This window comes from Paenibacillus sp. J31R98, from assembly GCF_056269245.1.
This window is the reverse complement of sequence record NZ_JBWDNO010000001.1, coordinates 222343-235447: the sequence shown is the minus strand read 5'-3', so window position 1 is coordinate 235447 and position 13105 is coordinate 222343. Positions and strand designations below refer to the sequence as shown.

Here is a 13105-nt window from a genome sequence, read left to right as displayed (position 1 = left end):
GTCCTCCTGTTGTAAACGAACTAATTAATTATATAGCGGGCCGAAGTTCGTGCATGCCCGGTAATCCGCGCTCTCCGGATTATCCGTGCCGAACAGGCTCCATGCGCGCGGACGGAAAATCTGTTCCGCCGGTACGTTATGCATATTCACCGGAATGCGCAGCATCGAAGCGAGCGTAATGAGATCCGCGCCGATATGGCCGTAGCTGATCGAGCCGTGGTTCGCGCCCCAGTTATCCATCACATCGTACACCGTGCGGAATGCACCGCTGCCTGTCAGCCTTGGAGCGAACCAAGTTGTCGGCCACGTTGGATCTGTCCGCTTGTCGAGCGTGTCATGCACATTCTCAGGCAAGTCAACCGAATAGCCTTCAGCGATTTGGAGTACAGGGCCGATGCCCTTCACAAGGTTGATCCGCGACATTGTCATCGGCATGCCGCCGCGAGTGAGGTAATCCGAGGAATAACCGCCTCCACGGAAATATTCCAGGGAAGCCGGACGCCACGAGGTTGCATCCAGACACTTCTGCGCTTCCTCTTCGCTGATATCCCAGAACGGCTTCATTACTGGCTTGCCGTCTTTCTCTTGCTGTCCGGTTCCATCCAGCGTTGCCGGACCGGAGTTAATCAAGTGCAGAATGCCGTTCTCCGCATGACCGCTCAGACGATGGCCTGTTACGCGCTCCACAGAATCCGGGCTCCAGAAAGTCCGCACGTCCGCGAAGATTTGGGCTGTATTCGTCAGCAGATTGCCGAAGAGCATCACAGCGCCGTTCAAGCTGTCGTTCTCCGTTGCAACAATATATGGCGCGCGATTGCCGTTCCAGTCAAAGGACGAATTGAGCATCGCCTCCAAGAAGTCACCATTCGGAAAATGATCCGTCCATGCCCGCTGCCCCTGGAAGCCGGAAGCGATCGCATTGCGGCCGAGCGCCTCTTCGCCGTAGCCCAGCTCATCCAGACGAGGGTTGCCGATCATGAGGTCACGCGCGATCAGCGTCATTTTGACAACAGTCTCCCAATCCTTATCCTTCTGTTCGCGAGTTGATTGAAGCGCAGGAGGGTTGTTGTCCGCACCTTCACTGCAATTCTCCTTCACCCATGAGAGCGCACGCTCGTACTCAGCCGGATCGTAGATGCCTTGATCCATACGGCGGACGAACTCCGACATGTCGATGTAATCGGTACGCATGCCGAGATAATCTTGGAAGAAAGCATCGTTCACGATGGAGCCTGCAATACCCATGGATACCGAGCCCATCGATAGATACGTCTTGCCTTTCATGAGAGCAACAACAAGGCCCGCGCGGGCAAAGCCGAGCAGCTTATCTCTAACATCGCTCGGGATCGTCGTGTCGCCGCTATCTTGCACCTCGTTGCCGTAGATGCCGAATGCCGGCAAACCCTTCTGCGCATAACCGGATAATACAGCAGCCAAGTAAACCGCGCCTGGACGCTCTGTGCCGTTGAAGCCCCATACCGCCTTCGGAATCGACGCGTCAATATCGATCGTTTCCGTACCGTAGCACCAGCAAGGTGTTACCGTAATGGATACGCCGACGCCTTCACGCGAGAACTTCTCGCCGCAAGCAGCTGCTTCTGCAACGCCGCCGATGCAAGTATCCGCGATAACGCATTCCACTGGCTCACCGTTCGGATAACGCAAATGCTCAGCGAACAATCTTGCTACGGATTTCGCCATCTCCATCGTTTGCTCTTCAAGCGATTCACGAATGCCTTTGCGTCTGCCGTCAATTGCAGGACGAATGCCAATCTTAGGGAAAGCGGATTGATAACGAGTGCTGATATCTGCCACGAACGAATCCCTCCAACGAATGAATGTAATTAATAATGTTACCGATAACTCTAAAATAACAATGTAACCGCTTGCTGTCAATGAACTTGTTAGGTAATATAAATGCATGATCAGACCTACGAGGAGCTTAAACCTATGGTGACCATCTACGATATCGCAGCTCAAGCGAATGTGTCGGCTATGACCGTTTCGAGAGTTATCAATAACACTGGCAAAATCAGCGATAAAACAAGGGCAAAAGTAAAAAAAGTAATGGACGAGCTTGGCTATGTACCTAACCAGATGGCGCGCAGCCTCGTCCTTCAGCAGACGCGCATTCTGTTTCTGCTTATCACCGACATTATGAACCCTTTCTATACAACGCTTGCTCGCGGCGCCGAGGATGCTGCACGCAAGAACGGCTACCGGCTGCTGTTCGGCAACAGCGACGAGAGCGTGGAGAAGGAAGGCGACTATATCAACACCATTCTGACGACTCGTGTTGACGGAGCGCTGCTTGCCCCAGCCGGCGATCCGTCACATCCTCACTTGGAGCAGCTGCGCAAGCATGGCGTGCCGTTCGTGCTGCTCGACCGTGAGGTTCCGGGCATCGCATGCGATATTGTGCTCGGGGACAGCCGGGACGGCGCGCGCCGATTGGTGGAACATTTGGTGGAACAAGGCCACCGGCGCATTGCTCTCGTCAACGGATCGGCTTCCATTAGCAGCGCGCGCCTGCGGCTTGCGGGCTTTCAGGAAGCGATGAAGCTGAGCGACCTCGCGTTCGATAAACAGTATGTGCATGAGACCAGCTTCGGGCCTGAGCTGGATGTGGATGCGATGGAGCAGTGGATCGCTTCGATGGACCCGCTCCCTACAGCCATTATGGCCGGCAACAATGTGCTTGCCGTCGTAATTATCAAGCTACTGCGGGCTCGCGGACTCCGCATCCCCGAAGATATCTCGATCGTATGCTTCGATGACTTCGGACTCTACTCGGAGATGGACCCGTTCATCACCGTGGCAGCTCAGCAAGCGTACCAGTTCGGATACCTAGGGATGCAGCTGCTAATTGATCGCATCGGGGAGCGGGAAACGCCGGAGAAGACGGTATGGAAGAAGGTTGTGCTGCCACCGGAGCTGATTGTCAGACGCTCCGTGAAACGGCTTGAAGGTTGATAAGTTGAAAAAAACACCGCAGTGCCCGTGCTGGAGTCAGCGCGAGTACTGCGGTGTTTCTTTGTTGATGTCATTATTCGGATTCGGATTCGGAGCTGATGACCTTGCTAATGCCAATGTCATCAAGCATCACTTTGCCCCGGTCGCTCGTGAAATAGAACGTCACTCGCGACAGATTGCTTGGATCAAAGTCCGCATTCTGCTTCTGGAACTGCGCGAACGGCAAGCTGAACGTTTGAAATACCGCTTCAGAGGGCACTTTATACTTGCCGTCCTTTATCGTTTTTTCCGTCCATGCGAAGCGGGTGAATGTCGTGTATGGCAATGGCTTCACCGCTTTGAACTGTGCGAGCGGCAGCCGGACAATCGCGCCGTTCTTGCTCTGCAGCTCGACGTCAATGACGGGCAGCGGAGCGGCTGAACCGCTGCTATCCGCCGGTAGATCCTTCGCCAGATTCGTCATGGCGAATGTCAGCTGATTCGCCGCAGGCGCATTCTGCTGCAGCTTCGCGGTCAGCGATTCAGGCAATTGCAGCGTGTAGCTGCCGTCTCCCTGCTTCCACTGGAGCACTGCGCCGCGCGTGCCTTTGTCCTTGCCGTCTCGATCCTTCGCCGATTCTTCTGTCCAGAGCAGCTTATCGGCGCTAGCGGTCACGCCGCTGTTCTCCGTCGTCTTGTCAAAGTCCTCTTCGCTGCGGGCAAGCGGCAAGAAGCTGCCATCCTCGTAGCGGTTCATATAAGTCGCTTGCGGCAGCCATGCGGCGCCTGTCCGATAATCGTTGAAGAGCGGCGTATATTCCTTCTTGCCGTGCAGCGCATCCTCGAGGAAAGCGGAGACGTATACTTTTGCCACTTCGCGCTGGTCATCGGCATCCATCATGCCTGCTCTTCGCAGGAACAAGCCTCCTGGCAAGCTGTCGTCCATCGTCCCCCACTCGGTATTGAACCGACTGTGGTTCGCCTCACCGATATAGAGCGTGGACTTGAAGCGGTCCGATCCGGCGGAAAATGAAGAACGAATGTACTGCCGCTCTCCGTTGAACGTATCGACATCTCCGTCGCTGGCGCCTTGAAGCGACAAGTAATACGTATTTTTCAGCTGTGCTTGCTGCTTGTCGACGACGTTATCGGTCGGCGCAATCGCAACGACGGCTTGAATCGATACGCCATCGCTATTCAAGCTATCCAGCGACTTGTCGCTTGCGAACCAGCGAGACCGGTCAGCCGCCATTGCAACAGCCTGACCGCCGCGGGAATGCCCGATGAGCGCGACTTTGTTCAAATCAACCGCATGGTAGAACGGTGTTCCCGCTTGTTCATTAAACACTGCGATTTGCTGCAAGTGCTTCAGCAGCATCCATGCCCGCACTTTCATATCGTTGTTCGGGATGTTGCCCCAGTACGAATAGTTCAAGAAGTTCTCATCGACCGAGACGGCTATGAAGCCTCGGCTTGCCAGCAGCTCGCCCAAGTACGCGTAGCCTTCGTCGGAGTATTGTTCCATCAAGTGGTTGCCGTGCACCATCAGCACGAGCGGGAATTCCCCCTCGCCTTCCGGCATCCAGACACGCCCGTTGACCGGCAAGGCGCTCTGGTCAAAGCCCCAGAACAAAGAGCGCAGCCACTTCCACCGTGTAATATAAGCGGAAGCGTCAACAGGCTTCGAGATGAGCTCCGCGTCTGCTCCAAATTCATCACGGCGAGAATCGTCACCGCTGCCATACGTGAAGCTCTTCACTCGGTACAATCCGGGTTCCGCAGGATCATCGGCCAGCAGCGCCGCAACCTCCTGCTCATCCACCACCGTCTGAACATCTGCAGCAGCCGGAATCGCAGCCGCATCATTAACCGGCCAATAGCGGAAGCTGACGACACTTGCGGCAACAGCGGCAATAAGCGTGAGCTTGACTGCCAGGTGCACGCGTCGATTCATCAGCAAGCCGATAACGAGCCCGCCAATAAGACCGATTGCGGTAATGCTGGCAGCTAATATAAGAGACAACGGATCGCCTAGATCCGTCTTATCGCATACATACCAGACCACGAAGCCTGTGAAAAGGCTGGCTCCCGCAGTCAGACGCGGGATCGGGATGTAACATAAAGCGAGTATATAGGCAATTACGAACGAAGCCGCACCCATCAAGATTGTGCAAAGCAGAACCGCAACAACACAATCGAACAGAACGCCGAGGCCCGTAGGCATGCCAAGCGCAGCGATAATGAGAATCGTGTTGCAGACCAGCCATATGCTGGCAATGGCCGCCTTCCATACGGCTGTATCAAACCCTAGAGCCGCTTTGCCCCGGCCAAGGAGCCAATTCGCCATTCTCTTCCATATATTGCCGCGCGCAGGTGGCGCGGGTATCGATGGTATGAGTTCCAGTTCCATATCGGACTCCTAGTCTATCAGAATAGTAGATACGCTATTCCTCGATTATACGATGGATGAGAGACATGACCAACAGCTATTTGTTGTCATGGGTGGCAAAGTTAACGGTGATTGACCATATTTCGCTCCGGCTGCCAAGCCGAATCGGCGGTCCCCATGTGCCGAAGCCGGATGAGACGAATGCGTGCAGGCGATCTGCAATGAACTTGTAGCCATAATCGAGCTCGAAGATACGTCGCGTCACAAAATGGTTCGGTGCCATTTGGCCCCGATGCGTATGACCGTGCAGCGATAGATCAACACCGCTATCGGCAATTTCGCGAATGGCACTCGGCTGATGATCCATCAGAATGATCGGCAGCTTCGTGTCTAGGTCCGCGACTAATGCAGCTACGCTTTTGCGGCCATGATCGGTCTTATCCTTGCGCCCGATCAGGTGGAAGCTGTCTGCGATGAGGAGATGGTCATCGAGCATCACGGGGATGCCGACCTCTTTCATCGCCTGGACGTACGTATCGATGCCGCCGCCATAATATTCATGGTTGCCGAGCACCGCATAGGTGCCGTACTTGGACTTAATCTGCGCCAGCTGCTGCGCGTAGTTGTTGCGAATGAACGGCTCAACCGCATCGTCAAGCACATCGCCGGGCAGCAGAACAATGTCCGGCTTCAGCGCGTTTACTCCGTCCACGAGCCGCTGCAGATGCTTGCGACCGACGGTCATGCCAAGATGCAGGTCAGAAGCGACAGCAAGCTGCAGCTTGTTCAAACTGCCCGCGGACTTCGGAATCGTCACTTCATACTCACGGACAACGGGGCTCCATGCGTTACGTGAGCCTCGCGCCATAATTAGAAGAAGTGCAGCGATGGTAGCCCAGCCCGTAACGACTATGGAATCCGCCTTTGTCATCGAGGCTGCGCGCAGTCCCCATGCAGCCAAATCCGCTACTGGAAGCAGCAATACGCTGTACTGCATGAAGCCAATCCAATAGGAGCCGATCCATTTCAGCAGTGTAGTCACCTTCTTCGGCAGCGCTCTGCGAAGCATCATTGCGAGCAAGTAAGCGAAGGTTACAATTACAAATAGTGGCCAGAAGACCGCACCGGGCACCTGCCCGCCGCTCTCCGTTATAAACAAGTTCAGGTGCCAGCCAATATACGCCTGCAACCCTGTATAAATCGTCAAAATAATTATCAATCTAGCTGCCATACTTCCTCCTTAAATGACTAGCGTTCTAGCTTTTCTATCAGTATACCGATTTCATAGGCAAAATGCGATTTTGCTAGATTCGCTTAGCTCAAGAGAGTAACCGTATCTCTTTTAAAAAAATTAAAACCGCCGGCAAGAGGCGGTTTGCGGGTAGTCGCTGAGCTGAAAGTACAGTTTTCGTACGCTCAGCATCGGAATCGGGCAATTGCGGCTCTGAGAGTGCAAATTTTGCACTCTTAGATAAGAAAATTGCCGATTTCGGCAGCTTGGCGAAACTGAGAGTGCAGTTTTCGTACTCTCAGCTTGAAAATTGGCCGTTTGCTGCTCTGAGAGTGCAGTTTCTGTACTCTCAGAGCAGGAAGCGCCTTTTCAAAAGTCAAAACCGCCTGCAGAAGGTGGTTTAAGGTGGTTTGCATCGGTTTGCAGAATGTCTGTTCAAATTGTTGAGCGTCCAAACTTGTAACGGTTGCCTCAGTGCTTATTGGCTCAACAAAACCCCTTCCAAAACTTTAACGGTTACCCGAGCGGTTATTCGGCCGCAATCGGAAGAATTCGTAGTCGAAATTGTTCAATAGCCTCGCTAGCAACCGTTACATTTTTTCCAGAGCTATTTTAAACTAATTAGCCTTCGTGGCAACCGTTAGCGCATGCGGTTCACTTCACCGAATTATAGACCGAATCCGTATACCCCGTAATGGCATCATCGTAATGCGGATACGGATATCCGAGACTTTCGGAGACGACGCTTGAGTATTTGCGAAATAACGCATAACAAGTGAATAGAGACTGCCACATCTCCGGATAACCCGCCTCGGAATAGGTGGTTAAGAGCTTCGCCCAATCTTCATCAGGGAGATACCGATTAATAAATTTGTAGTTCTTGCCCACGCTAAAGTCGTAACCATGCTCCAATCCGACCGCCCAAGCCATCATTCTTAATAAATTGGGTCGTCCAATTCCGTTCAAATGGTCAATCGCAAACAGAATTTCTCCTCTCGCCAACCCTTTTACAACATAGGTTGAGACCATCCAGAACTCATTGCAGCAATCATCGAATTCTCTCGCAGTCGGCTTCTTTATCCAATATTGGCGATCTGTTGCGATTACTTCGCTCTTGAGTAGAGCGTCCTTGTCGAGCAGCAGCTGAACCAAACCATCGCTACTCGCAAAGTAATCCTCCACCTCCTGTAGAGGAATCAGCGTCAGATCTATCTTTGTTCCATCCTCGAACAGCATCAAGTAGGAGAACCAATTGCCTAATTCGGGCGGAAAAAGCTCCATGTCCTCAGGTTTCTGCATCATGATACAGTTCCCAAATACAGAGAGCCATTGATCGTTCATTTTGAAGGCATCCATATCGGTTACAAAATAAGAAATATCATAATCTTGGAATGCATCGGGAGCAATCATCTTGTTGGTGCGCGACCCTTCCAAGGTTACGATTCGAATTCGATCATCCTGAATCGCGTAGTCCAGTAGGAGCTTCATCATTTCCTGTTCGCTTCTCATACCCATATCCTCCGATTCAAACGAAGTCACCAACAGACTTGCCTCATCCATCCGAACAAATTCGATATCGAGAACTCCTAATCCTTGCTGTCCACTCACAAAAAGAACCTGCGACTCCACGAGCTGCAGGTTCTTCATAGTCAATCTTTATTACTGCTTACGATACTCCCTCGGCGGCAGTAGAAACCGCTTCTTGAATGCCCGCTCAAAGTGCGGCAGCGTATTGAAGCCGGACGCGAAGCAGATCTCCGTAATCGGCAGCTGTGTCGTCTTAATCAGCGACCGCGCGAACTGCAGACGCACTTCCTGCAGGTAGCTTTGGAACGTAGAGCCTGTCCCTTTGCGGAAGCATTCGCTGAAGTAATTCGCTGACAGGCCGCAATAAGTTGCGACTTCCTCAAGCGATAGGGACTCACGGAAGTGATGCTGAATATAGATCAGCCCTTTGCGTACAGCCGACTGCAGCGTTTGATGCGGAGCGCCCTCGATCCCCTGCTGCTCATCAACTGCCCGGCTCTTGCGGAACAGATCAATGAGCAGCCGCTCGACGCTGCCCTGAATGAGAATCTCGCTCTCCGGCTGCCAGGTGATTGACTCCTCCCAGATCCGCTCGTATTCGTGTTCAACTTCAGCGATCTGCTCCTCCGCATACCAATGCGTATACGCCGTCCGATGATCGAACAGCAGCTCCGGCAGCGGCTCGCGGAGGAAATGATCGTTGAATATAAAATCATACAGCTGCAGCGTCTCGCCCGGGTCCGGCTCCAAGCTATGGAAATCCGCCGGTGACAGCAAAAAAGCGGCGCCCCGCGTCAAGCGCAAGGGCACCCCGTTCAACATATGCGTACCCGATCCGGACACCACGAAGGCCATTTCAAAAAACTCATGCCAATGGGTATCGATAAGCCCGTCGATCGAATGCTTGAACAAGCGGAAAGGAGCGGACAACGTCATATATCGGTCATTCGTCAATCGTTCCGGCCCTTTATAGACGCTCATCACCAGTCCCCCTCCACGCTCTCGAATTTTTCTTATTATACGTTAACGAAGTCGCTTCCCGCGATATCTTTGCCGCGAGCCAGCCAGATTTTGTGGCCGCTGTTCTTCTCCGGAATGACGCGTGCTTCTGTGGAGAAGTAGCGCATCGTGTAGCCGCAGCGACGGAACTCACTCTTGTTCGCCGTAGCGCCGTGAATGATACGCGAGTCATGAATCGAGCATTCGCCTGGCTCCAGCTCAAAGTAGACTGCTTCGGCATCGTTGATATTTTTGATCTGGATTGTAAAAATATCGTCATCCGTATCGACATCTTCGTAATCAGAGAAGCCGTTATTATGCGTGCCAGGAATAACGCGCATGCAGCCGTTCTCTTGTGTGCTGCGGTCAATTGCAAGCCATACGGTAGCGATCTTGTCGTAGCGAGTCAAGCGGCCTTTCCAATACGCGGAATCTTCATGCCATGGCGTCGGTTTACCGATCAGCGGCTCTTTACAGATGAAGTGGGACGACCATAGGCCAATGTTCGGTCCGATAATCGGCTCAACAAGATCAAGCACTTCGTCGCTCAGCAGAAACTTCAAGAGACGCTCGTCGCGGAAATGCGGCGTATCCAGCTCGCTGTTCAAGCGGCGGCCAAGCACATTCCATTGATCTTCGAAAATATTGGTAAGCTCCGCTTGTTTCTCGGCGCTGAACAGTTGATTCTTAAATAACGTGTAGCCATTCTTCTCGTAAAATTCAATCTCAGCTTGCGACAATTTTCCGTTTGCAATATTAGACATTGGTAGAGGACCTCCTCAAGATAATCGCTTTCGTTTATGTTTTCATTATCTCTGATCCCCTACTCGCCGCGCTTCTCTTCTTCACCGAAAAACTATGCATTTCTTCGGTACGGAAGAAAAGCCGCAACCCTGGCCGGCTGCGGCACTGACATGAATGATTCCATTAGTGATAGAAAGCCGCTCCAACCTCGACGCCGCAAGGGCCGCCATCCGGATTGCCTTCCAATTCGATTTTGGTGCCGTCCGCTCGATAAAGTGGATTGTAATGCTGACTGATCTTCGTTGCGGATGAGTTGGCATAATGGCAAATGAACGCGCGGCGGAACTGATCCTTCGTCTTATTCCGGTACGAGCCGTGAATCAGATTGCCGTTGAAGAAGAGGACATCGCCTTTATCCATTCTAACTGGCATGACAACGCCGTCCTTAGGCGGCTTCACATAATGGGTCGTGAACGATTCCTTCGTATCCGCCTTATCCGGGCAAGAAATCTCATGTGTGTTCGTCTTCGGCACAACGAGCAAGCCGCCATTATCTTCATAGGCAGCATCGATTGCCGTCCAAGCTGCGATACAGTTGCCCGGCTCCACCATCAAATAGAAATTGTCTTGGTGCAGCGCCTGGCCTCTCGAGCCCGGAGGCTTGTAGTAGAACATGCTCTGTGCGGCATACGCTTCCTCGCCATACAGATCGGCAAGCACTTCCAAGACCGGCTGATGCAGCATATATTTCATTGCCGTTTCGTTGAAGCGATGCGGATGCATCACGCGCGGATAACGCTGCAGCGGATCAGTTCCGTCCGCATCCAGCTGCGGCTCGAAGTAGCCCGGAATCGTTTCGCTGCTCATTTTATCGAATGTCTCCACAATTTCAGTCACATCGTTTGACGAGAATAACCCTTTTACAATTAAATAACCGTCCGTATCGAACTGTTTCTTCTGTTCCTCTGTCAGCACTCGCAGCGTCTGTGTCATTCGTCTTCCCCCTATTAATCATGGAATGAGCTCATTACTTATAGCTTTATTGTATGATCAAGGCCGCAGCAGCAAAAGTAACAATTATGCTGATTACTACAACAATCCTGCTATAATGAGCCTATATGCTAATGCTGACGGGAGAGTGAATTTCAAGTGAGCTCAAAGAACGAGGAGCTGTTCTCCTATATTAAGGAGCAAGGCGCAAACACCGTCATTGCTAATCATTTCAGCATGTCAGACATTTATGATGTCCGCAGGCCGCAAGGTATGAGCGACTGGCTAATCGCATATACGCTAAGCGGCGAAGGATATTTCATCATTGACGGTGTGGAACGATTATGCCAAACCGGAGATATTGCGCTCATGCAGCCAGGCGTGCCTCATCGATATGGGACACGGCAAGGGAGCCAGTGGGATTTTATATGGGCACATTTCTCTTCGCGCATTATGGAGACGAATCTGCTGCCGAGCGACAAGCTGCTGATCCATGCAATTGACAGTGAATCCCTGCGCGAACGCATCCACCGGGCGTTCCGCAGCCTTGTCTCCGATTCCATCGAACGCGGTATGTATTGGAACGAGCTGTGTGAGAACACGATGCGGCACATTATTCTGCTGCTCGCCAAGCGGATGACGAAGCAGCTCGATCCGCGTATCGAGGAGATTCAGCATTTGCTCGCAACGCGCATGCAGGAGCCTGTCCGCATTGACGAGCTGGCGAAGGTTGTCGGCCTGTCTCCGTCGCGGCTTTCTCACCTGTTCAAAGAATCGACCGGCAGCTCGATCGTGGATACGCTGAACGACATGCGCATCCGCCAAGCGGCTTTGCTCCTCGAACACACTGACCGTCACCCTTCAGAGGTCGCGCTCGATGTCGGGTTCCAGAACTATAATCATTTTGCTAACCAATTCCGCATGCGGTATCAGGTCAGCCCGCGTGCGTATAAGAAAGGACCGCGCACAACGGGGGAAAATAAATAAAGCGCCACCTTGGGTAGCGCTTCTATACTGCTATACTGCTATGCAATTGTTATTTCGTCCAATCCAGTACGACGCCTGTATACGTCTGCGGCTCATAGAGCAAGCCATCGTACGCTTCCTTGATTTGGCTTGGGTTCACATAGTGCGAAATTTGCGGCTCCAGGGCAAGCTTGCCTTGGCGAATCCAATCAAACACCAGCTCCTGCTTGCTGTAGAGCGACACCGCAGTCGCCACTTCGGAGTAAACCGGCAAGAACCACTCCAGCCCGCCGCGCATCGTGATCCAGCGCAAATGAATGTCGGACAACAGCTCGGTCAAATTGCCCTCAACTGGCACTCGCGGACTGCCGAGCAGCACGAGCTGGCCGAGGCTGGCCGTAGCTTGAAGCGCTTGCATAACAACGCTGCTATGGCCGACGGCATCGACCGTAATATGCGCAAGCTTGCCGCCAGTAAGAGCGCGGATCTGCTCTTGGATTTCTTCGTTGCTGCCGCCGATTGTAATGGACAAGCCGCATTTCTTCGCAAGCTCGCGGCGCTGTTCGTTCGGCTCGATGCCGATTACTTTACAGCCCAAATTCCGGTACATTTGCGCAGCCAGATTGCCGACCATGCCGAGGCCGAATACAGCAACCCAAGCATTATGCGGAATATCGCTAAGGATAATCGAGGTCGCCGCAACGCCCGCCATCCGAGAGGATGCCGCAATCTTCGGATCAATATCCGAAGGAACCTCAATGATAAGTTGGCTCTGGCTCATAATAATCGAAGAAGCATGCGGCCCGAATGTGTAGACCCGCTGCCCTGCCTTCATTCGCTTCACGTTATTACCAACCTCGCGAACAATGCCTACATTGGCGTAACCGGATTTCCAAGGATATGAGTGCCAATTGCCAGGCTCGAATACTTTGACGTCCTTTGCCGTGTAGTTAGCGAGCTCGGTGCCCGCGCTGATGAACGAGTACTCCGTGTCAATCAGCACTTCCTCCGGTCCAAGTTCATCCCTCAAACTCAAATTTTGCAGCTCAACCTCATTTTTCCCCGTTACGACGACTTGCTTAATGTCCATCCCCGATCAGCTCCTGCGTTCGAATTAGATGTTAGCTTTCGTCTATCCGTACACTACTTCCACATAAGTAAGCGTTTTCCTGTTATTGACAAGGAATTTGAGAATTTGACATCGAACAAAAAAATATGCTTTCACGTGGGACCTAGGTAGACAATCGAGGGTTTTCCTGGCTGAGAGTGAGAGAACATATATGTTCTCTCAGCTATTTTTTCACACG

General features: G+C 52.5%; 10 protein-coding genes. 2 read left to right on the top strand and 8 right to left on the bottom strand.

Annotated elements, in window-relative coordinates:
• Positions 1 to 24: 24 nt before the first annotated feature.
• Positions 25 to 1815: an L-fucose isomerase gene (locus AC0YNX_RS00955; RefSeq protein WP_475813787.1), complete on the bottom strand. Its 1791-nt coding sequence runs from the start codon at positions 1813 to 1815 to the stop codon at positions 25 to 27.
• A 135-nt stretch (positions 1816 to 1950) separates the two neighbouring features.
• On the opposite strand from AC0YNX_RS00955, the gene AC0YNX_RS00950 reads away from it, so the two are divergent.
• Positions 1951 to 2973 carry a LacI family DNA-binding transcriptional regulator gene (locus AC0YNX_RS00950; protein WP_475813786.1) on the top strand — a complete coding sequence of 341 codons (1023 nt, stop codon included), beginning with the start codon at positions 1951 to 1953 and terminating at the stop codon, positions 2971 to 2973.
• 73 nt (positions 2974 to 3046) lie between these two features.
• On the opposite strand, the gene AC0YNX_RS00945 is transcribed toward AC0YNX_RS00950, so the two are convergent.
• From AC0YNX_RS00945 to AC0YNX_RS00920, 6 genes are all read right to left on the bottom strand, one after another.
• Positions 3047 to 5362 (bottom strand): alpha/beta hydrolase family protein, encoded by a 2316-nt coding sequence (locus AC0YNX_RS00945; protein WP_475813785.1) that lies wholly within the window; start codon positions 5360 to 5362, stop codon positions 3047 to 3049.
• A gap of 76 nt (positions 5363 to 5438) precedes the next feature.
• Positions 5439 to 6572 (bottom strand): metallophosphoesterase, encoded by a 1134-nt coding sequence (locus AC0YNX_RS00940; protein ID WP_475813784.1) that lies wholly within the window; start codon positions 6570 to 6572, stop codon positions 5439 to 5441.
• A 654-nt stretch (positions 6573 to 7226) separates the two neighbouring features.
• The gene (ant(6), locus tag AC0YNX_RS00935) at positions 7227 to 8081 is read right to left on the bottom strand and encodes an aminoglycoside 6-adenylyltransferase (RefSeq protein WP_475815147.1); all 855 of its coding nucleotides are present in this window, start codon (positions 8079 to 8081) and stop codon (positions 7227 to 7229) included.
• 150 nt (positions 8082 to 8231) lie between these two features.
• Positions 8232 to 9080, bottom strand: a complete 849-nt coding sequence (locus AC0YNX_RS00930; RefSeq protein WP_475813783.1) for a helix-turn-helix domain-containing protein — start codon at positions 9078 to 9080, stop codon at positions 8232 to 8234.
• A gap of 35 nt (positions 9081 to 9115) precedes the next feature.
• Complete coding sequence (locus tag AC0YNX_RS00925; protein WP_475813782.1) at positions 9116 to 9862, bottom strand: phytanoyl-CoA dioxygenase family protein; 747 nt, start codon at positions 9860 to 9862, stop codon at positions 9116 to 9118.
• A gap of 163 nt (positions 9863 to 10025) precedes the next feature.
• On the bottom strand, positions 10026 to 10835 hold the full coding sequence (locus AC0YNX_RS00920; RefSeq protein ID WP_475813781.1) for a phytanoyl-CoA dioxygenase family protein: 810 nt from the start codon (positions 10833 to 10835) through the stop codon (positions 10026 to 10028).
• 156 nt (positions 10836 to 10991) lie between these two features.
• On the opposite strand from AC0YNX_RS00920, the gene AC0YNX_RS00915 reads away from it, so the two are divergent.
• Complete coding sequence (locus AC0YNX_RS00915) at positions 10992 to 11819, top strand: helix-turn-helix domain-containing protein (protein ID WP_475813780.1); 828 nt, start codon at positions 10992 to 10994, stop codon at positions 11817 to 11819.
• 49 nt (positions 11820 to 11868) lie between these two features.
• On the opposite strand, the gene AC0YNX_RS00910 is transcribed toward AC0YNX_RS00915, so the two are convergent.
• Positions 11869 to 12888 (bottom strand): zinc-binding dehydrogenase, encoded by a 1020-nt coding sequence (locus tag AC0YNX_RS00910; protein WP_475813779.1) that lies wholly within the window; start codon positions 12886 to 12888, stop codon positions 11869 to 11871.
• Between the last annotated feature and the right edge of the window lie 217 nt (positions 12889 to 13105).